The 19,549-nt window shown below is 60.5% G+C and carries 19 protein-coding genes; 5 read left to right on the plus strand and 14 right to left on the minus strand.

Going from position 1 to position 19,549, the window contains the following annotated elements:
- Positions 1 to 250: 250 nt before the first annotated feature.
- The 10 genes from VGH41_RS21970 to VGH41_RS22015 all read right to left on the minus strand — a co-directional run bounded on the left by VGH41_RS21970 (position 251) and on the right by VGH41_RS22015 (position 9,229).
- Positions 251 to 676, minus strand: coding sequence for a DUF3830 family protein (locus VGH41_RS21970; protein ID WP_331599695.1), 426 nt, complete (start codon positions 674 to 676; stop codon positions 251 to 253).
- Between the two features lie 169 nt (positions 677 to 845).
- Positions 846 to 1,607, minus strand: a complete 762-nt coding sequence (locus tag VGH41_RS21975; protein WP_331599696.1) for an ABC transporter permease — start codon at positions 1,605 to 1,607, stop codon at positions 846 to 848.
- On the minus strand, positions 1,604 to 2,530 hold the full coding sequence (locus VGH41_RS21980; RefSeq protein ID WP_331599697.1) for an ABC transporter ATP-binding protein: 927 nt from the start codon (positions 2,528 to 2,530) through the stop codon (positions 1,604 to 1,606). Before VGH41_RS21980 ends, VGH41_RS21975 begins: the two co-directional genes overlap by 4 nt.
- Positions 2,531 to 2,681: 151 nt before the next feature.
- Positions 2,682 to 3,224, minus strand: a complete 543-nt coding sequence (locus VGH41_RS21985) for a PaaI family thioesterase (RefSeq protein WP_331599698.1) — start codon at positions 3,222 to 3,224, stop codon at positions 2,682 to 2,684.
- Between the two features lie 439 nt (positions 3,225 to 3,663).
- The gene (locus VGH41_RS21990) at positions 3,664 to 4,029 is read right to left on the minus strand and encodes a response regulator (protein ID WP_331599700.1); all 366 of its coding nucleotides are present in this window, start codon (positions 4,027 to 4,029) and stop codon (positions 3,664 to 3,666) included.
- A gap of 33 nt (positions 4,030 to 4,062) precedes the next feature.
- Positions 4,063 to 5,022 carry a chemotaxis protein CheX gene (locus VGH41_RS21995; RefSeq protein ID WP_331599701.1) on the minus strand — a complete coding sequence of 320 codons (960 nt, stop codon included), beginning with the start codon at positions 5,020 to 5,022 and terminating at the stop codon, positions 4,063 to 4,065.
- Positions 5,023 to 5,047: 25 nt separating this feature from the next.
- Positions 5,048 to 5,575 carry a hypothetical protein gene (locus tag VGH41_RS22000; RefSeq protein WP_331599702.1) on the minus strand — a complete coding sequence of 176 codons (528 nt, stop codon included), beginning with the start codon at positions 5,573 to 5,575 and terminating at the stop codon, positions 5,048 to 5,050.
- Positions 5,572 to 6,306: a methyl-accepting chemotaxis protein gene (locus VGH41_RS22005; RefSeq protein ID WP_331599703.1), complete on the minus strand. Its 735-nt coding sequence runs from the start codon at positions 6,304 to 6,306 to the stop codon at positions 5,572 to 5,574. Before VGH41_RS22005 ends, VGH41_RS22000 begins: the two co-directional genes overlap by 4 nt.
- Positions 6,307 to 6,357: 51 nt before the next feature.
- The gene (locus VGH41_RS22010; protein WP_331599704.1) at positions 6,358 to 8,739 is read right to left on the minus strand and encodes an MCP four helix bundle domain-containing protein; all 2,382 of its coding nucleotides are present in this window, start codon (positions 8,737 to 8,739) and stop codon (positions 6,358 to 6,360) included.
- Between the two features lie 238 nt (positions 8,740 to 8,977).
- A complete protein-coding gene (locus VGH41_RS22015) occupies positions 8,978 to 9,229 on the minus strand; it encodes a hypothetical protein (protein WP_331599705.1) in 252 nt (83 codons plus the stop codon).
- A 291-nt stretch (positions 9,230 to 9,520) separates the two neighbouring features.
- On the opposite strand from VGH41_RS22015, the gene VGH41_RS22020 reads away from it, so the two are divergent.
- The 3 genes from VGH41_RS22020 to VGH41_RS22030 all read left to right on the plus strand — a co-directional run bounded on the left by VGH41_RS22020 (position 9,521) and on the right by VGH41_RS22030 (position 12,688).
- On the plus strand, positions 9,521 to 9,979 hold the full coding sequence (locus VGH41_RS22020; RefSeq protein ID WP_331599706.1) for a hypothetical protein: 459 nt from the start codon (positions 9,521 to 9,523) through the stop codon (positions 9,977 to 9,979).
- A 212-nt stretch (positions 9,980 to 10,191) separates the two neighbouring features.
- Positions 10,192 to 11,610, plus strand: coding sequence for an inorganic phosphate transporter (locus VGH41_RS22025; RefSeq protein ID WP_331599707.1), 1,419 nt, complete (start codon positions 10,192 to 10,194; stop codon positions 11,608 to 11,610).
- Between the two features lie 70 nt (positions 11,611 to 11,680).
- Positions 11,681 to 12,688, plus strand: coding sequence for a flippase-like domain-containing protein (locus VGH41_RS22030; RefSeq protein ID WP_331599708.1), 1,008 nt, complete (start codon positions 11,681 to 11,683; stop codon positions 12,686 to 12,688).
- 32 nt (positions 12,689 to 12,720) lie between these two features.
- Here VGH41_RS22030 and VGH41_RS22035 read toward each other — a convergent pair whose 3' ends face one another.
- Complete coding sequence (locus tag VGH41_RS22035; protein ID WP_331599710.1) at positions 12,721 to 13,470, minus strand: glycosyltransferase family 2 protein; 750 nt, start codon at positions 13,468 to 13,470, stop codon at positions 12,721 to 12,723.
- A gap of 194 nt (positions 13,471 to 13,664) precedes the next feature.
- A complete protein-coding gene (locus tag VGH41_RS22040; RefSeq protein WP_331599711.1) occupies positions 13,665 to 14,984 on the minus strand; it encodes an Nramp family divalent metal transporter in 1,320 nt (439 codons plus the stop codon).
- Between the two features lie 204 nt (positions 14,985 to 15,188).
- Here VGH41_RS22040 and VGH41_RS22045 point away from each other — a divergent pair, with 204 nt between their 5' ends.
- Both VGH41_RS22045 and VGH41_RS22050 read left to right on the plus strand, forming a co-directional pair.
- Positions 15,189 to 16,202 carry a beta-propeller fold lactonase family protein gene (locus tag VGH41_RS22045; RefSeq protein WP_331599712.1) on the plus strand — a complete coding sequence of 338 codons (1,014 nt, stop codon included), beginning with the start codon at positions 15,189 to 15,191 and terminating at the stop codon, positions 16,200 to 16,202.
- A gap of 63 nt (positions 16,203 to 16,265) precedes the next feature.
- Complete coding sequence (locus tag VGH41_RS22050; protein WP_331599713.1) at positions 16,266 to 17,282, plus strand: sterol desaturase family protein; 1,017 nt, start codon at positions 16,266 to 16,268, stop codon at positions 17,280 to 17,282.
- 31 nt (positions 17,283 to 17,313) lie between these two features.
- Here the strand turns inward: VGH41_RS22050 and VGH41_RS22055 are convergent, their stop codons facing one another.
- Together VGH41_RS22055 and VGH41_RS22060 are read right to left on the minus strand one after the other, a co-directional pair.
- Positions 17,314 to 18,537, minus strand: coding sequence for a DUF2252 domain-containing protein (locus VGH41_RS22055; protein ID WP_331599714.1), 1,224 nt, complete (start codon positions 18,535 to 18,537; stop codon positions 17,314 to 17,316).
- 65 nt (positions 18,538 to 18,602) lie between these two features.
- On the minus strand, positions 18,603 to 19,538 hold the full coding sequence (locus VGH41_RS22060) for a hypothetical protein (RefSeq protein ID WP_331599715.1): 936 nt from the start codon (positions 19,536 to 19,538) through the stop codon (positions 18,603 to 18,605).
- Positions 19,539 to 19,549 lie beyond the last annotated feature (11 nt).

The raw sequence follows: 19,549 nt of genomic DNA on the forward strand, positions 1-19,549 counted from the left end.
AAAAGCGGGCGCGCACCGTCGGCCGGCGCGCATCGGATGCGCCGCTGTACCAGCGTATCACGTGGCTTGGCCCGCATGCGGGCGGCAGCGCTGAAACCGGCATTACGTCAGATGAATATCCCGAGTGCAGCGCACGCGTGCCGCCGGCAAGAAACGCAAAGGCCCGCATTGGCGGACCCGGAAGAGTTCGGTCATGGCGCGGCGCAGTTACAGCGGCTCCGGATTGCGAGCGCGCAAGCCGCAGCGGTGCTCAGGCCAGTTCGAACAGCACGTCTTGCGCGCCCTCCCACAATACCTTCACGCCAACCTCGCGTAGATGTTCCCTGCCTTCGACGACCGTGAGGAAATGATTACCGGCCAGCTGCCCCAGCTTGCTGGCAAAGCAGCACGAGCCGTAGGCCATGATGATTTCGGTTTCGCTATAGCCGCCGGGATAAAACAGAATGTCGCCCACCGACGGATGGCTCGTGTGATTCTCGAAGCCCACGGCCTTGCCGCCGTCTTCGAGCTTGAATTCGCCGAGCGGCACCCAGCAGCCTTCACCGCTCCAGCGCACGTGGATCAGCTTCTGGCGATACGGCAGCAGCTTCAGGAAGGCGGCCACCGTCTGCGGCGCATCCGGGTTGGTTTCGGCGAGGAAAACGTGGCCGCAGGTAGTGATTCGAAGTCGGGTCATGGCTGGGTATCCGCGTAGTCAGTGAACAGGATGGTCGGCCGGTCATCATTCTGTCGGCGCGGCCGTCGGGTCGACAGATACACTTTCCGCCACTTCGGTCAGGACAGTTTGCGCTCAATTCCTGCCCGGCCGACCGCCGCGCCGCCATGAAAGTCCTCAAGCCACGTGCTTACGTCTTGAGCCGGTAACCCGTCTTGAAGATCCACGCAACGATGCCCAGAAAGACGGCCAGAAACAATGCGGTCATGCCGAGACTCACGCCGACCTCCACATCTGCGAGACCGTAAAAGCTCCAGCGAAAGCCGCTCACCAGATAAACGATGGGATTGAACAGCGTAATGACCTTCCAGAACGGCGGCAGCATGTTGACAGCGTAAAAGCTGCCGCCGAGGAAAGTCAGTGGCGTGATGATCAGAAGCGGCACGAGTTGAAGCTTCTCGAAACTATCCGCCCAGATGCCGATGATGAATCCAAGCAGGCTGAAGGTCACCGACGTCAGCACCAGAAACAGCACCATCCAGAATGGATGCTGTACCTGCAGCGGCACGAATAGCCCCGCGGTAGCGAGGATGATCAGGCCGAGCAGAATCGATTTGGTTGCGGCCGCACCTACATAGCTCACCACGATCTCCAGATACGAAACCGGTGCGGACAGCAATTCGTAGATCGTGCCGGTGAAGCGCGGAAAGTAGATCCCGAACGACGCGTTCGAGATGCTTTGCGACAACAGCGACAACATGATCAGGCCAGGCACGATGAACGCGCCATAACTGATGCCGTCCACCTCCTTGATGCGCGAGCCGATCGCGGCGCCGAATACGACGAAATACAGCGAGGTCGAAATGACCGGCGCAATGATGCTCTGCATCAGCGTGCGCCAGGTGCGGGCCATCTCGAACTTGTAGATGGCGCGGATTGCGTAGATATTCATTGGTCACCTCTGAGCAGGCTGACGAAAATGTCTTCAAGCGAACTCTGCGTGGTCTGCAGATCCTTGAAGCGGATGCCTGCGTCTTCCAGCGCCTTCAATAACGCGATGATGCTGTTGCGTTCGCGCTCGGTGTCGTAGGTATAAATCAGCTCGCTGCCATCCGCCGAGAGCGTCAGGCGAAAGTCGGCGAGCGCGGCGGGCACTTCCTGCAACGGCTCTTCAAGCTGCAGCGAGAGCTGCTTCTTGCCGAGCTTGCGCATCAATTCGGCTTTTTCCTCGATCAGCATGATCTCGCCGCCATTGATCACGCCAATGCGGTCCGCCATCTCTTCGGCCTCGTCGATATAGTGGGTGGTGAGAATGATCGTCACGCCACTCGCACTCAGCGAACGCACGAGCGCCCACATATCGCGTCGCAACTCGACATCGACGCCGGCAGTCGGCTCGTCGAGGAACAGCACACGTGGTTCATGCGACAAGGCCTTGGCAATCAACACGCGCCGCTTCATGCCGCCCGACAGCGTGATGATCTTGTTGTTACGCTTGTCCCACAGCGACAGGTCCTTGAGCACCTTCTCAATGTGAGCGGGATTGGCCGGCTTGCCAAACAGACCCCGGCTGAACGAAACGGTCGCCCAGACGGTTTCGAACGAATCCGTGGTGAGTTCTTGCGGCACCAGTCCGATCAACGAGCGGGCAGCGCGGTAGTCATTGCCGATATCGTGGCCATCTACCGTCACGCTCCCTTGGGTCGGCTTGACAATGCCGCAGATGATGCTGATCAGCGTGGTTTTGCCGGCGCCATTTGGGCCTAACAGCGCAAAGATCTCGCCGCGGCGAATCTCCAGGTTGATGCTTTTGAGCGCATGAAAACCAGAGGCATATGTTTTGGACAGGTTCGCGACAGAGACGATAGGCTGCATGGAGGAGACGATAGCGGGCAAGAGACGTCAGTGAGTTTTGCCGGACCGGAGCACACGCGCTCGACCCCGCGGCGAAGACAATCCTCGCAATGTAATGGAAAGCGCCAGGGCGCGCCAGCAGCGTGCCAGGCGCCCCGACGCTGCACGTCAGTTAACGTGGTGGGATCTCGAACACGAGACAGGTCGTCGTTGCGTGCGCGTAGAGCGTGCCGTCCGGCCCGAACAGACGCGCCTCTGCGGTAGCCAGCTGGCGGCCGCAATGGATGACCGTGCCCTCGGCGCGCACCCGTTTTACGCGCGGCGTCACGGCCTTGACGTAATTCACGCCCAGTTCGGCCGTGGTGTAACCACGCCCTGCCGGCATCATGGTGTGCACTGCACAACCGAGCGCCGAATCGAGCAAGGTGGCGATCCACCCGCCATGAACGGTGCCGAGCGGGTTCAGATGCTGGACGAGCGGGGTGCCCTGAAACATGGCACGCCCTGAGCTGACTTCCATCAGCGTGAAGTCGAGGGTCTTTGCAATGGCGGCATAAGGGATTTCACCTTGCAGCATTGCCTGCATGACTTCCAGGCCTGTCTTGCCGGCAATCTGCTCCGGGCGTGCCAGTCCGGGGCCAGGGCCCGCGTTGAGCCGGCCCAGTACTTCCGTCTCCTCTGTTAACCACGTCTCGATGGGGGTTCCGGATTCCAAGTGCATTCTCCGCTGGTTATTGTCGGCCCGCCCGATGCGCCTGGCAGCGTGCGCGCCAGTCCGGCGCTTACCTCGGGCCATTCGGCGTCAATGATACTGAAGCGCGCCGAATTTCGCTTACAGCCGTCCGGGGTGAATTACACGCGCTCGGCGTGAAGAGCATCGAAGATTGGACGACAACGTTTGCGGATTTGCTGTCGGGCGTCACGACCGCTTCAGAGCGCAATGCTGAGAGCCGTGCAACTGGATACACCACCGGCGCAGGCTAGCTCTGCTCCGAGGGGTGCGTTTTCGTCTTCCGGATCAAACCGGGTCTTGCACGAGGCGTTCGACGCTCCATAACGCGTCTACCTCGGATCGGCGGATCACCGCAATCGCAGGGCTTAGTGTGGGTTGACCCACGCACAGATCGAGTCGCTGCGGCAAGACCGCAGCACGATCAGCTTGCGAGCTTCCTGAAGGTTTCCAGCACAGCCTCGCCTTTGAACGGCTTGACGATCCAGCCCTTTACGCCCGCCGCCTTGCCACGCTCTTTCATTGCGGGGCTGCTTTCGGTAGTCAGCATGATCACGTTGACCGCACTGTTGCCGAGCTCGCCGCGGATCTTCTCGACCATTGTGAGGCCGTCCATATTCGGCATGTTGACGTCGCTGATCACGAGCCGGATGCCTGGGCTGCTCTTCAGCTTGCTCAAGCCGTCCTTGCCGTCCACCGCCGTATCGACATCGAGACCGTTCTTCCTCAGGAAGCCGGCCACTTCGTCGCGTACCGTGCTCGAATCGTCCACCACCAGAATCTTTGACATGTTTGTTTCCCCTTTGCATCAATCAAGCATCAATCAAAATAAGTCCAGCTCGCCTGCCTCAACCGCAACTTCTGCCTCTTGAGAAAATTCCCTGAAGTCCTCCGGCGACCAGTTCAGGCTAAATGCAAAGCGCTGATGCAGCTTCACCGCGTGGTTCGACTCCGGATCCGTCAACTGATAGGTGAAGCACAATTGCGGATTCTCCGAGCCGAATGAAATGTACTTCTGCTTATGGTTGATCAGCAGCGGCACCTGGATCTGGCTGCGCGAGAGCGCTTCCAGGTCGCCCACATAGCGATTCCTGAAGGCGCCCCACACCATGTTGGTCAGCTCGCCCAGCAAACTGTTCAACTCACGAAAACCGGCTGCGCCGCCAGACATCTGGCCACGGTTGAGCAGATCGAGAATCGGCTCCTCTTCGGCCTGCATCATCATGTAGCCGCGGCACCATGAACTCTCCAGCGGAATCAGGCTGAACACCTCGCCAAAGATGATGCGGTCGCGCACGATGCATGGCGCACTCGCCGTCACGCTCATTTCGCTGAAGAGATTTTCCAGCACCGTGCATGTCATCGCCGGGATGCCGTGCATCAACGTGCTCGGGTAATCGAGACTGAAGATGGTCTCGTCGATCACTTTGCGCAGCGACGCCATATCGCTTGCCACGTAGGCACCTCGCACGACGGCGTCCAGACCGGTGGGCAAATTGTCGAGCGTCGGAGTCGACTCGCGCCGCATGATGATGGGTAATTCGGGGCGCGCCGCGTTGATCCTGAGCGCGATTCCGGCGCTGTGCTCCAGCGAGCCGCCATAGCGCTCGGACACCAGAATGCCGCCCAGATCGATATTCGCGCGCAACGCCGACGACAGACGGCTCCTCGGCACCTTCACGCCAATCAGGTTGTTCGCGTCGCAGAACTGCCTGATTGCGTCACCATGCGCCGGACTGTCCTCAAGAACCAGTACCTTGCTGACCGGCTTGTTCTCATTCATGTTGCTTCCCTGCTTCCTGCAGATTTCAAAACAGCTCGAGTTCACCGCCGCTATCTTCAGCCTCGCTGACTTCGGCGTCAAAGTCGAGCGGTGCGTGAGCGCATACGCAAATCGTCGCGCCCAGCGCGACCGTCCCGTTGATAGTCACTGCATACGACGCAAGCAGGTCCGGCTTGAGCGCTGTCACGTACGACATGCAGCGTGCGTCCAGCACATAGGGCGTCGACATGCCCAGATCCGGAAAGTATTCGATCAGCTCCTGATTCACGGCGCCGCAGCACAGGTTGCAGGTCTCCAGAAACACTTCCCTGAACTCACGCTCTACCGCGTCCTTGATGAAGTAATCGCGCGTGCTGTCGTTTTCGTCGAACTGCAAAATCAGCAGCAGCCGGAACACCATGCCGGAGATGGTCAGCACCACGACGTTCGCAGCAGGCACGGCCTGCGCGCCCGGCACGATCTCGCAGACATCGCTCGCGCTCATCGTCAGGCGCGACTTGGCCGCCTTGAAGAAGATGCGTTCGATACTTTCCTTCGCGTGCCCACTAATCACGTTGATGCCTGATGAAGCGTTGATTGAAACTGGTTCGCGAGCGACTCGACGCTGCTCAGCGATGCGGTGATCATCTTGCCGCCCGCCTGGATATCCTGGAAGGTGGCCGTCGTCGTCAGATCGTTTCTGTGCAGGCTCTCGCGGTAACTCTTCGACAGCTCTTCCGAGCGCGCGGCAAGCGCTCGAACCTCGCTTGCGACGACCGCAAAGCCGCGGCCGGCAGGACCGGCCCGCGCCGCTTCGATCGACGCATTCAGCGAAACGATCACCACATGCCGCACGATCGACGACAACTCGTGGTTCTTCGCGTGCATGTCCTGGTTCTGCGTCATCAGCGAGATCATCTGCTCATGCCAACGCTCGAAGGTGGCGGCGAGGCCCTTTAGCCGCACCGCTTCGCCTGCCAGCTGAGCAGCCTTGCCGGCCCACTGTTCCTTGCCCTCGAGCGCTGCCTTCAGTTCCGCGCGTGCGGCCTCAGCCTGCGCTGTTTGCGCCGTCAAATCCTCACGCAACTGTTCAAGCAATGACTCCAGCGCCTGCTTTTCCAGGGCATGCGCAAGCGTCTGCTCGCTTTGAGCCGCCTGTTCCGTGGAGAGCGCCTGAGCCTCACGATCCGCTTCGGCGCGCAGCCGGCGCATCGTCCGTGCGTGGACGAACCGGTGCGCGGCCCATGCTACGAGAGCGGTGAGCGCGCTGCCCACCAAGGCGGCGACGAAATACTGTTGCATCACAACCAATCCTTCGGAATGCCCATCAATGCGATGAACAGGGAGGTGAGCCGCTCAATCGGCCATCGTATCGAGTTGAACCTCGTTCGCTGCGTCGCGCGCCGGCAGGCCGACGGTGTCGACAGCGAAGCGCTCCGGCAAGCTCACGACCGTCTGGAACTGGCGGAACGCCGCGCCCTTATGGTCGTCCGTGAAGTGCAACGTAATGCTGCCGTGTTCGCGCTTCAGGAAATCGCGTACCGCGTCCATACCCACGCCCCGGCCCGATACCTCGGTGATCTTTTCTGCTGTGGAGAATCCCGGGCGGAAAATCAGTTCGGCGATTTCCTCGTCGCTCAGATGCTGCTCCGCTGTAATCCAGCCCTTCTCGACCGCCATGCCGCGAATGCGGCCGAGCGCCAGACCGCGTCCGTCGTCGCTGAGCGTGATCTGCATTGCGCCCTTGTCGAGGCCGACCTCGATGCCGATCGCACCGGCAGCCGGCTTGTTCTGTGCCGCACGCGCTTCGGCCGCTTCAATGCCGTGATCCACCGAATTGCGCAGCAGATGCATGAACACGTTCTTCAGCATGCCGCTCGCCTCGCTGCGAAGCCGGTAACCGTTGTCGGCGATCCGCACGCGCGGCGCTTCCTTGCCGAGTTCCTGCGCCAGCGACGGCAGCGAGTCGAGCACACCTGATAGCGCTTCGCCCACGCTCTGCGTGCCCAGCACGCGCAAGTTCTGGCGCACCGTATCGCGCATCGATTGAAGCGCCTGCAGGTCGTCGGACTTCGCGGCTTCGATCAGGCGCAAGCTCTCCTGGATATGCGCGATGTCGACCATCAGATAACGTTCCGCGCTGTCGCGCCGTGCTGCGCCCTTGCGGCCAAGACTCACTTCGTTGATCGTCGCGTAGCTTTCGATTGCGGCACGCACGCGGGCAAGTTCCTGCATCAGGCTGTCCTGATCCCACGCCTCGTCAGCCTCGGCGTGGTGCAGATCGTGATAGCGCTGCTCAGTTTCGTGCACGATGTTGGTCAGATACTGCAGGTTGTAGGTGCGTGCATTGCCCTTGATGGTGTGCATATTGCGAAACAGCTCCGCAATTGCTTCGCGGTCCGCTTGCGAGTGCTGGCGAATGATGCGTTCGTTCTCGTTGACGAAACCCGCCGAGCTCTCGATGAAGTGATGGAACTTCTCTTCGCTCACGGCAAGGATTTCGCCGATCATTTCCAGTCTGCGCTTTTGCTCGCCCGCTTCGGCAGCCAGCTTGCGCAATTCTGTGACGTCGCGCACGCACAGCATCAGGCGCACGATCGTGTCGCTGTCGTCGGTAATCGCCGACCAGTTCAGGTCGAGAATCTTCACGCGGCCGTCGGGCATGCGCTTTGAGATTTCGGTGACCAGCAGGTGCTCGTTGAAGGCGAAGTTGATGGCGTCTTCGCCAAGACATGCGTAGCTCGCCGCATCGACTTGCGAGAGCACGTCCGAACCGAGCTCCGTATCCGCAAAGACCAGCTCCATCAGACCGCGGCCGGCGATGTCCTTCGTTTCGAAGATCGCCTCGAGATAGGCCGAGTACTCCGAGTGGACCACCGCGCCTTCAACCACCGTCAGAATGCCCTGCTGCATGTTCTGCAACATCGCCTGGATGTCGGCTGTCTTCTGCTTGAGTTGCAGCGAGCTTTCCTGAATCTTTTCGATCATGCCGTTGAACGCCACGATGGAGTGACCGATTTCATCCATGCGGCCGACCGGCACTCTGCGCGTGAAGTCCTGGCTCGATGCGATCTCGCTCATCATGGCCTGCATGCGGCTCAGCGGACGGGTGATCTGGCGATAAAGCAGTGCGCCGATCGACGTCAGCAGAATGATCGCAATGCCGGTGACCAGCGCAATCATGGTGGTCGTCGTGGCAAGCGTGCCGTTCAGCTTCGTGATGGCATCATCTTTCTCGCGGTTCTTCTCGATGCGCAGCGTTCCCACGATGCCTTCGAGTTCGTCACGATACTGGGCGACGTTGGCGAACAGATACGCCTGAGCGAGTTCATTCTTGCCGGCGGCCTTCATTTTGGCCGTGTCGTCGATCGCGGAGAAATAGTTTTCGAGGCTGTCTGAGGCTTGCGAAACCAGTCCTTGCTGCGCATGGCTGGCTGCGTCCCGGCCCTGCAGCGCGAGCGCCTGTTGAAGCGCCGCCTTCTTTGTCTTGAGCTCGTCCTGCACCTGCGCAACGACGTTGCCGTCCGGGGCATAGACCAGCGTCATGATGGCGAGCTGAACGTCTTTGACCTGCGAGACCAGATCGGCCGAAGCGAGCGCGCTCGGCACGACGCCTTCCGTCACCTGCCTGACCTCGCTTGCGCTGTGCCGCGTCTGGTAGACCGCGTAGCCGCCAATGGCGGACAGCGCGACGAACATCAATACTACCAATAGCGTAATGCGATGACGGATGGTCATTTCTGAAATTCCCCGAGGTCTGGCTGGCTTTTTGCGCTCTTTCGTGAGAGCTGCTCGATCTTGTGAAGTAGTCGGATTGTCGAGCGCCACGATTATCGTGGATGGTGTGTGACCACCCGATGACTTTGGCCGGACGAGCCGCATGGGGCGCCTAACAGCCACTTTCCGGAAAAGAGTTCTCAAGTTTTCGCGCTGGGTGCCGTTAACCGTTCCCCGTCATGATCAGCGCCGGCGCTGCCTAGTTCAACACTCTCAGACGCCGCCACCGGGCATCCATATCTTTCAGCAGCGCGATATAGCTGATCGCACGCTCAGTGCCGAGACTGGCGCTTGCCGCTTCGTTGGTCTCGTTCCATAGCCGCTCAAAACGGTTCGCCGCTTCCGTCCTTGCGAGTGGCTGGTTCAGCAAAACAACAAAGGCAAAGGACAGCTCTTCTACGCTTCGATGCATCCGCGTGTGCATGGAGATCGATTTGGCAAAGTGATTCAAGCGGTCCTCAAGCAATGACGTACAACTGAACGTGCCACCCTGTGCGTGGTCCGCGCACGGCCGGCTCTGTTTTACTAATGGTCGCTCGTGCGTCGGCACGATGCAAGCCTCAACATCTACACAGAAATACCTACACGAAAACAGCCAGGCAGCGGCGGCTGTCATCGGCGCGCCAAACTCCACCCACAGAATTCTCAACAAAGATTGTCACCAGAATATTACGGGGGTACTTCGATGAGCCGGAAATGCAACGTGTTGTTCCTGTGTCGCGCAAACTCTGCGCGCAGCATCATGGGGGAAGCGCTGCTTCGTCAGTTGGGAGCCGATCGCTTCGAAGCCTTTAGCGCCGGCGTCGAACCCGCTGACGATGTGCACCCGCTAACGCTCGCACAATTGCGTCCGACCATGGGCGAGCTCGGCAAGATGCGGCCCAGGAGCTGGGACATCTATACGAATCCGCAAGCACCCGTGATGGATGTCGTCATTGCAATGTGCGAACAAGCGTCCGAATCTCACGCACCCCGCTTTCCGGGCAATCCGATTTTCTGCGAATGGAACTTCGCAGACCCGCTCGCCGCCAGCGAAAGCCCCGCGGAACAGAAGCGCATCTTTGAACAGGTGTTCCGGCAGATTCTGCGGCGTGTCAGCGTGTTTGTGGCACTGCCGCTGCATTCGATGAAAGCAGCGGAGCAACGCAGCGTGGTCAACGCCATCGACGATCATGCGCCGCCTTCCCTGATCTCCCACTAGGCGCGACACGCGGCGAGGCACACTCGCCCTTTCTGCCAGGCGCCTTGCTGCAGGCATCGTTCATGCTGACCAGCATGCAGGCGGCGCCGAACCGGACCGTCACAATCGCTGACTTAAAAAGTTCATCGGAACGTCATAGGATCCCTCGTTCGCATTCACGCAGTAGCGTGCCGAAATCCGTGACGTTTCCGCTAACCGTTCCGGGAGCGCGAATGCTCGTTCACTTCATGCCTTCGTCGGGCATCGTCGTCGCCATGTTGATCGTCTGTCTGCTGATGGTCCTGGCATTCGAGGCGACCAATGGTTTCCACGATTCTTCCAACGCTGTGGCGACCGTGATTTACACGCAATCGCTCAAGCCCGTTCAAGCCGTGGTGTGGTCCGGCCTGATGAATTTCATAGGCGTCCTGGTGGGAGGCATTTCCGTCGCTTATGCACTGGTCGAAATTCTGCCGCCGGATGTGCTCACGCCACCCGACGGCTCACCTGCGGTCCCCATGCTCGTCTCGATCTTCGCGGCAGCCTTGTTCTGGAACATCCTGACCTGGGCATTTGCGATTCCCAACAGCAGTTCGCATTGCATCATCGGTGCGCTGATCGGCGTCGCCGCTGCCGACGCGCTGTTGAAGTCGCGCAGCATGACGCAAGGCGTCGACTGGAAGCAGATCGTGACAGTATTGAAAGGCCTCGCGATCTCGCCGATTCTTGGCCTCGTGCTCGCCGGCGGCCTGTACGCCATTCTGCGGCTGGTGGTGCGGCGCGGTCATCTGTTCGAAGCGCCCAAAGAAGGCGAGCCGCCCGTCTGGTGGTTGCGTGGTCTGCTGATCCTGACCTGCACGTCAGTCAGCTTTTCGCACGGCACCAATGACGGCCAGAAAAGCATCGGCCTGATCATGCTGACCATTATCGGTTTGCTGCCCGCGGCATACGCGCTCAATCCGCAAGCGTCCAACCAGATGACGCAGCTAAGCCAGAACGCCGCTGCCGCCATTCCGCTGATTCAGCAGTATGGCGACGACGTTAAAAGTCAGGCATTGAAGTCCGCGACGCTGCTGCAAAATGCCGGGCCTCAACTCGCCAGCGAGGCAGTCGAACTCAAAGATGCTCACGCCGGGAATTCCGGCAAGACCGCGATTCGCGCGCAGCTTCGCGGTGCGGTGTACGACGTCCTTTCCGAACTCAAGCACGTCGGCGAACTGCCCGGCGCCCCTGCCGCGGATAAGGCAAAGGCCTCCGAGCTGCTGAAGAAGATGGCCCCGCCGGTGCAATATGCGCCGTGGTGGGTGCGTGTGCTAAGCGCGTTGTGTCTCGGCGTGGGCACGATGATCGGCTATAAGCGCGTGGTGCGGACCCTGGGCGAGCGGCTGGGCAAACAGCACATGACGCCAGGCCAGGGCGCGAGCGCCGAACTGGTCGGCTCGGTGCTGATCGGCACAGCGGGCTTCACCGGACTGCCGGTCAGTACTACGCACATCATTACATCGGGAATTGCGGGCACAATGATAGCTGGCGGCCAGGGCGTGCAAGGCTCCATGCTGACGCGCATCGCCCTCACCTGGATAGTCACCTTACCTGTCACGATCCTGCTCTCTGCATGCTTATTCTACGTATTTGCCAACCCCCAACTCTGAGCCGTGCAACGCACCCGCGAGCGGCCGCGCGAAACTTGCCCATGCCCTGCACAGGGTGCGGGCTCCCCTCATGACCCGGCTTCCTATCCGTCACGCGGCCACGTTGCTGGCGCTGCTCGGTGTGGGTCTGGCAATGGGCGCACCATTCGTGCTGGGTGCGCATGCCGTGCTTGCCGGCCTGCGCAGCGTCCCGTTACCCGTGTTCGCGGCGCTGGCGGCAAGCGCCGCCTTGAGCGCCGCAGCGAAAGCCGGCAAGCTGCATCTCATGCAAACGGCACTCGGTTTGCGGTTGCGCTATATCCGCACACTCATCATCACCGTCGTCACGGACTTTGCCTTTCTGGTTTCGCCGTTGGGTGCGGCGGGTTATGGCGTCAATATGGGTTTATTGCAGCGCGCGGGCGCATCGTGGGCGCTTGCCACCACCGTAGTAGGCGCGGACCAGGCGCTCGATCTGACTTTTTTTGCGGTGGCGGTGCCGCTCTCGCTTCTGCTTGCACTCGGTTCGCTGACACAGGTGACGTCGCATTTCCCGTCACACGTCGTGGTCGGCTCCTTGCTGGGCATTGCGGTTGTGATCGGCGCTTTGTGGCTTTGCCGCCGGCCGGCTGGCGCCGCGTTAGACGCCGCCGCGCGTCGCGTGCTCTGGCTGAGAGCACGACGGGCACGCTGGAACAGGTTCCGCCAGAGTGTGCGCCAGCAATGGGTTCTATTGCTGACGGGGCCACGCTGGCGGCTCGCGGCGTTACTGCTTTTGACGACGCTGCAATGGCTGCTTCGCTATAGCGCGCTATGGTTCATCCTGCACGAACTGGGCTATCGCTTACCGCTTGGCTTTGTACTCGCGGTGCAAGCCGTGGTATTGCACGCTGCGCTATGGACCGGTGTGCCTGCCGGCGGAGGCGGCGGCGATCTGGCGCTGGCGGCCGCATTCGCACCCTGGGTGCCGCGCGCGGCAATGGCCACCGCGTTGGTGTTATGGCGCTTTGCGACGCTTTATTGCCCGTTGCTGCTGGGTGCCGCAGGCTTCATCGCACTTGCGTGCAAGCGTCGCGCAAGCGTGCCTGTGACGCAATGAACGCAGCAGACACGACGCCGGGAACACGCGCATCACACCGCATTGTCACGCGGCTTCCTGATACGCACCGAAAGGCGCGCGCGACCCGGATGGTCGACCCGCAATGCGAACAACTGCAAGGTCTGTGAAATCAGCGCAAGCGGATAGGTCACTTTCAGGAGATCTGCAATCATGCGCCACTCTGCACGCATGCCCTTCAAGTAGCCCAGCTTCTCTGTTTTGCGCGCTTGCGTGACGTGCGGCCAATGCGTGACCGCAATCGAAAGCCGCCGCGCGATGATGCGCCGGTTCATGAACACCTCAATGCCGAAACGCGGCAGTCCATGAATTTCCTTGAGCGCCGCGTCGAGCAACTGCTTTCTGACGACCCGCTCACCAGAAACAAAATCCAGTCCGATGATGCGGAAAATCAGCAGACTGTTTTGCCGCAAGCTCAGGCTGACCTCGGCACGCCCGCTTAGAACCGGTGCCGCAAGCGCGCTGATGTGATCCGGCGCGAGTCCCTTGAGATCCGCGTCCAGCAACATGAGCCATTCGTGTTGCGCGGCTGCGATGCCAAGCGCCATAGCCGCACTCTTGCCGCCGTTCGTCTCGCGTCGAATCAACCTCACCGACGGAAACGACCTGACGATCTCCGCGGTGCCGTCAGTTGAACCGTCGTCCACGACGATCACTTCGCCAAGCAATGGATGAACCGAAGCAACCGCCAGCACGCTGCCGATTCGCGGTGCTTCGTTATACGCGCAGATGACGCAGGAAATGCTGTGACCTCTGGATAGCATAGAGATGGTTGTCGTATTGCAGGGATGGACAGCCGTTCAGACGGTCTTCAGGAAACGGCGAATACCTGATTCTGACCGCGCTTTGTGAACGTGTCATCTGTTTCGCAACGAGACGAAGAGGAGGCACAGAAAGAAGTCGACAGAATGACAAAACAGGCTCAAAGCGCAGCGTCGTTTGAGCGGCTCCGGATCGCCTAACCGCCAGGCCGCGGCATGTCGATTCCCGACATTTGCAGCACCAGCAACACGTTGAGCGCAACAATGGCCAATGCCGACGCGCTCGCTGTAACGATCATCAGCGCGCCGTTTCGATACTTGCCCATCACGCTGTTGCGGCACGTGAACCATACGAGCGCGGCCATGGGCACGGGCAGTGCGAAACTGAGCACCACCTGGCTCATGACGAGCGCTTGCGTCGCATTGACCCCCATGGCCACGACGGCAAACGACGGGACCATCGTGATGAGCCTGCGCAGCCACAAAGGAATCTGAAAGCCGACGAAACCCTGCATGATCATTTGTCCCGCCATCGTGCCGACGACTGAACTGGAGATACCCGAAGCAATCAGCGACAACAAAAAGATGCCCGCTGCACCGATGCCAAGCAGCGGCCCGAGCGTGTGATAAGCCGTTTCGATTTCCGCGACTTCGGGATGCCCCGCGTGAAACGCGCCCGACGCCATGATGACCATCGCCATATTGATCAGACCCGCAATGCTGAGCGCGATCACCACTTCGATATTCGAGAACCGCAGCAGCTTGAGCCGTTCGACGTCATTCTCGGCAGTGGCGCGGTTTTGCGTGAGGCCGGAATGCAAGAAGAGCGCATGCGGCATCACCGTGGCGCCGATGATGCCCACTGCAATCGTCACCGCGTCCACATCGGGCAATTGCGGCGTGACAAGGTTCCGAAAGACGCCAGCCCATGCGACCGGAGCGATGAAGAGTTCTGCCAGATAGGAAAGACCGATGATTCCGACCAGAGCGCCGATAGCCAGTTCAAGGGGCCGGAAGCCGGCCTTCTCGAACAGCAGCAAGCCGTAAGTCACCGCTGCCGTGACGAGCATGCCGGCAACGAGCGGCATATGAAACAGCAAGGCGAGCCCGATCGCGCCGCCGAGAAATTCTGCCAGGTCCGTGGCCATTGCAGCGATTTCGCTCACGCCCCACATCGCGAAGACGACGGGTGCCGGAAAATGCATGCGGCACAGTTCCGCGAGATTGCGCCCGGTGACGATGCCAAGCCGCGCGGAAAGCGCCTGAAACAGCATTGCCACGAGATTGGCCAGCAACACTACCCACAACAACGCATAGCCGTAGCGTGCACCCGCCTGGATGTTGGTGGCGAAGTTGCCGGGGTCCATGTAAGCCACGGAGACGACCACCGCAGGGCCGGCGAAAGGCAACACCATGGCCACACCGCGGCGGCGGCCTTCGAGCGCCTCACGCATTGCGAGGCGTGTACGCCCTGTCACCGTCGCCCGGGCGGCTTCATTGCGAACGCGTTCGTCCATTGATGCCTCACGCGAATGCGACTGGACGTCACATGAATTCGTCCCGGCGCGTTTTGATCGGCTGATACATGCTAATTTCTCACATTTGACGCCTGTGCGCGTCATCGAAACCCGAGCGCGAAACGTTAGAGAAATGCAGCCTTGCTGCACTTCCAGAACCACCTCGCTTTCGGTGTTGCACTACACCTTCGGATACTTTACAGAATGTCTTACTTGCCGGTTACATTTCTTTCGAGGGCAACCTTGTCCGCCGCGGTCGTCTGCTCTCTGATCGGCCCCTTGAATACCGCTTACGCCGCTGATCGCGTCATCGTGCTCGATTCGGGCGAAGCCGAACTCACGCTGATCGACGAAGCCAGCCACAAGGTGGTCGGCACTGAGCAGACCGGCAAGGAACCACATCACCTGATGATCACGCCGGATGGCAAATCATTGATCGTGGCCGATTCCGTGTCGAACAACCTGATGTTCGTCGACCCGCATAGCGGTGCGGTCCAGCGCACGCTCGAAGGGATCGAAGACCCGTATCAGCTCGGCTTCTCTCCCGATCATAAATGGTTCGTCACCGCCGCGCTGCGGATGGACCGGGTCGACATCTACCGTTACGACGGCACGAATATCACGCTGGTCAAACACATTGCGCTTGCCAAGACGCCTAGCCACATGACGTTCGCCTCCGACAACCGCACCGTGTTCGTCACGCTGCAGGATTCCGGCGAACTGGCGGCGATCGACCTGCCGACCCAGACCGTGCTCTGGAAAATGCACGTGGGCAACGAACCCGCCGGCTTGTGGATGACGCCTGGAGACCGCGAGCTGCTGGTCGGCATGACCGGCGAAGACGACGTGACCGTGGTGGACTGGCACAAGCAGCAGATCATCAAGAAGATTCATACGGGACGTGGTGCGCACAACTTCCGCAATCTCGACGACGGCAAGCATGTGGTCGTCTCGAATCGCGTCGACAGCACGATCAGCATCATCGATTACACGACGCTCACCAACGTCGGCGACATCACCGGTTTGATGCCCGGACCGGACGACATGGAACTAACTCCGGACAAGCGCTATCTATGGGTGGGATTCCGTTTCGCGCGGCATGTGGGCGTCATCGACATGACCACGCACAAGCTGATCGACACCATTGCGGTGGGCCGCTCGCCGCACGGTATCTTCTTCGACAATCGCGCGCCGGTCGTGTCGCCTAATCCGGACTGAGTTCCGCACATGGCAAGCTGTCATGGCTGGCTTTAGCATGAGCAAAAATCAACGAGGGTTCTGATGCTTCACGAAATCGTCGCGCAACTCGACAACATGGTGTCCGCGCTGCAGACACTGCTGTATGTCGATGTCGTGCAACCGTTCTTCTACCGCTTCGGTCTGATGGGCTACGACGAAGACACGTATGACGCGCTGTACTGGGTCATCATCGGCGCGCTCCAGGTCGTCGTCATGTACCTGGCGTTGCGGCCGCTCGAAGCGTTGCGTCCCATCGAAGCCTGGTCGGATCGCAAGGCGTTGCGCGCCGACGTGATCTACACGTGGATCGCCAAGCTGGGCATCATCAATATGGCGTTCTTCTTTCTGATTCAGCCATTGTTTTTTCACTGGCAGAGTCTGATGGCGATCCACAACATTCCGAGCATCGACGTCGACAGTCTATGGCCCGGCGTGACGGATCAGCCGGTGGTGTCGTTCCTGATCTATCTGGTCGTGCTCGATTTCGCGGGCTACTGGTATCACCGCTGGCAGCACCGCTTCGGCGTGTGGTGGGAACTGCATGCGGTGCATCACAGCCAGCAGCAGATGTCGCTATGGACGGATGACCGCAACCACCTGCTCGACGACATGATCCAGGCGGCGTTTTTTGCGGTGATTTCGCTGTTCATCGGTGTGCAGCCTGGGCAATTCGTGGTGCTGGTTGCCGTCAGCAACTTCATGCAAAGCGTGCAGCACGTGAATGCGCGCCTGCCGTATGGCTGGTTGCTGGAGCGCATCATCGTCAGCCCGATCTTTCATCGCCGCCATCACGCAATTGGTTACGGCCACGAAGGCACAACTTATGGCTGCAACTTCGGCGTGCTGTTTCCGTGGTGGGACATGATGCTGGGCACCGCTTCGTGGAACCGCGAACTGGAACCGACCGGCATCCGCGATCAATTGCCGGTACCGCACGGCACGGGGCGCGATTACGGTGAAGGGCTGCTTGCGCAGCAGGTCTATGCGTTCGGCCGCATCGCCGCGCGTCTGCGGGGCCGTCGAACCTATTCGGCGGGCCCCGGCAACGCAGCGAACTAGGCAAAGCGTAGCCGAGTCCGTTCGGGCGAGGCTACGTTTTCGCCGGGCCGCCAAACGCAGCAAAGGCGCCGCGATCGTATGCCTCGCAATAGGTTTTCCAGTCTTCCACCACTTGCGTCTCGCATTGCAACGCAAGTTCGATGAGCGGCATCTGCCAGTCCTTGCGGTTGCCGAATTCTATGAGCTGGTCGGCAATGGCAGAACCTTGCCGGCCGCCGCTGCGCAACTGGGCCCACGCGCTGAGTTCGCCCATATTCCTGACGACCGACTCCAGCCGCGGCAGCTTGCCATTCCACGCGCTCAACGCAACGCGATCCTCCGACGGCTGTAAGCCGCGCAACACATACGGGCGCTGATTGAATTCGACCGCATGCAGAAAGGCCTGTGACATCGCCTGGCAGCGCCGTTGAATCTCCACGACACGCTGCGCTTCCGTGCCCCATGCGGGCTGCTTCGTCTTGACGCGTGGCGCAACTGACGAAGGCAGCGCTTCTTTCAGGTCGATCAGATAATTGCCATCCGGCGAGCCCTTGCCTTCGACCAGAATCACATAGCGGTCCACACCCAGGCTGCCGGTGCCCGCAATGCGCCGCGCAACGTCGATGATGCGAAAGAAATCCGGGTTGGCCTCGTGACTCGTGAAGTCGTTCATGAAAGCCGTGACTGCGGCACGGGCCTTGTCGCTGACCGGCAACGCCTTCTTTCCGTCGACGCGCAACACGCGCTTCTTGCCCCTCAGTTCAGTGCGCCTGCTCAACAGATCAACGCGCGTGGTCTTGCGCAATGCGTCGAACAGATCGCGCACCATGCCTTCCGAAGTTTCCTCCTCGATCCAGCGCGCCTTGCCGAAACCCAGCGTCGCGGCATACGCTTCCACCGCGGTATGACACAACGCGAGGGCTTCGGCCCGACTCACCTTCAAGTCTTGCGCGCCGACCATCACGCTCGCCAGCAAACGGATCAGCTCGACGAGGCCTGGTGCCAGGCACGCTTCGTCGAAGTCGTTGATGTCGAAATAGACAAGCCGGTTATCAGCCTTGTAGCTGCCGAAATTCTCCAGATGCATGTCACCGCAAATCCAGACTGGCGGGGCCGCATCGAGCACACTTCCTTGCGCGAGACGTTCGTAAAACAGATGACAGGTGCCGCGCAGAAACACGAACGGCGAGGTGCGCATAAGCTTGTATTTCATCGCGAGCCGCTCAGGGTCGCGCTTTGCGTTGAAGGTCGCAATGTCCTTGACGACGTCGATCATGTCGGGTTCCTCCGGCGTGTTGCATTCGATACGGCCATCTCGACTCCAGGTGCGACAAGCGAGGCTTAGGAGCCCGTCCTCAGATAGTAGCGGCCGTCCGCCGTAACCTTTGCGCCGAAGCCGCATGCGCCGGCGGCGCCATGCGTTGCAACATCCAGCGTTTCGGGTTCGGTCAGCCTGAATTCGAGCAGGCATTTGTCATGGCGTCCATCGTACGCGCTTACGTTGGAGATTCGCGCAGTGCCGTCGAGCGTCGCGCCGGGCGGTTCCGACACGACAATCCGCGCGATCGCGCCGTAGAAACGCACATTCGCCGTCAGAGTGCCGGTGTTGGCCACCGGCTGGCCATCGCGGTTGACGCTCGGATCGATGAGGTCCGCCTGGAGTCGGTACACGCCGCGGCGTCCTTTCACCGGTGTCAGCGTCACCGTGCTCCAGGCACCCAGATTCTGATAGCGCGCAAAGTGCACACCGGTTGTCGGCAGACCCTCTACGACCTGTTTATCCGCGACGCTCGTCAGACGTTGCTGCGCCACCGCAATCACGCGGCTCAGCACCATGTCGTCGGGCGAATCTTTGGCGCGGCCGATCGCGGTCTTGTAATAGGCACGCGCATCTTGAAAGACGCCCAGTTTGGCCTGCACGTCGCCTTCGTGGACCAACGCCATCGCAACACGCGCGTTGGCGGAAATCAGGGCCTTGGGCGAGTTCTCTTCTTCGGCCTGCAGGGTCGCGGCATCCGCGAGCATGGCTTCCATGTCGACCAGCGTTTGTGCGTCGTTGATGCGCCCGGCATCGAGCGCGGCCACACCCAGGGCCGCGCACGACGCGTTGGTTCTGCACTGCACATCCTTGCCGGCCAGAATGTTGCGCCGATACAGTTCGGCGCGCGAGCCGCTCTCGAACGCCTGGGCGGCGGCCGGCGACGGTACGACAGCTACGATACTGGCAACCGCCGCAGTGGCGGCAATAGCAGCAACGGCAAGGTATTTCACACGCATGAGCAGAACCG

Source organism: Paraburkholderia sp. (assembly GCF_036488795.1).
Lineage (GTDB): Bacteria > Pseudomonadota > Gammaproteobacteria > Burkholderiales > Burkholderiaceae > Paraburkholderia.

Coding starts and splice junctions, on each gene's coding strand:
- VGH41_RS21970 (WP_331599695.1), bottom strand. CDS start 676: ATGACCCGACTTCGAATCACTACCTGCGGCCACGTTTTCCTCGCCGAA.
- VGH41_RS21975 (WP_331599696.1), bottom strand. CDS start 1,607: ATGAATATCTACGCAATCCGCGCCATCTACAAGTTCGAGATGGCCCGC.
- VGH41_RS21980 (WP_331599697.1), bottom strand. CDS start 2,530: ATGCAGCCTATCGTCTCTGTCGCGAACCTGTCCAAAACATATGCCTCT.
- VGH41_RS21990 (WP_331599700.1), bottom strand. CDS start 4,029: ATGTCAAAGATTCTGGTGGTGGACGATTCGAGCACGGTACGCGACGAA.
- VGH41_RS21995 (WP_331599701.1), bottom strand. CDS start 5,022: ATGAATGAGAACAAGCCGGTCAGCAAGGTACTGGTTCTTGAGGACAGT.
- VGH41_RS22010 (WP_331599704.1), bottom strand. CDS start 8,739: ATGACCATCCGTCATCGCATTACGCTATTGGTAGTATTGATGTTCGTC.
- VGH41_RS22020 (WP_331599706.1), top strand. CDS start 9,521: ATGGGGGAAGCGCTGCTTCGTCAGTTGGGAGCCGATCGCTTCGAAGCC.
- VGH41_RS22025 (WP_331599707.1), top strand. CDS start 10,192: ATGCTCGTTCACTTCATGCCTTCGTCGGGCATCGTCGTCGCCATGTTG.
- VGH41_RS22030 (WP_331599708.1), top strand. CDS start 11,681: ATGACCCGGCTTCCTATCCGTCACGCGGCCACGTTGCTGGCGCTGCTC.
- VGH41_RS22035 (WP_331599710.1), bottom strand. CDS start 13,470: ATGCTATCCAGAGGTCACAGCATTTCCTGCGTCATCTGCGCGTATAAC.
- VGH41_RS22040 (WP_331599711.1), bottom strand. CDS start 14,984: ATGGACGAACGCGTTCGCAATGAAGCCGCCCGGGCGACGGTGACAGGG.
- VGH41_RS22045 (WP_331599712.1), top strand. CDS start 15,189: ATGTCTTACTTGCCGGTTACATTTCTTTCGAGGGCAACCTTGTCCGCC.
- VGH41_RS22050 (WP_331599713.1), top strand. CDS start 16,266: ATGCTTCACGAAATCGTCGCGCAACTCGACAACATGGTGTCCGCGCTG.
- VGH41_RS22055 (WP_331599714.1), bottom strand. CDS start 18,537: ATGATCGACGTCGTCAAGGACATTGCGACCTTCAACGCAAAGCGCGAC.
- VGH41_RS22060 (WP_331599715.1), bottom strand. CDS start 19,538: ATGCGTGTGAAATACCTTGCCGTTGCTGCTATTGCCGCCACTGCGGCG.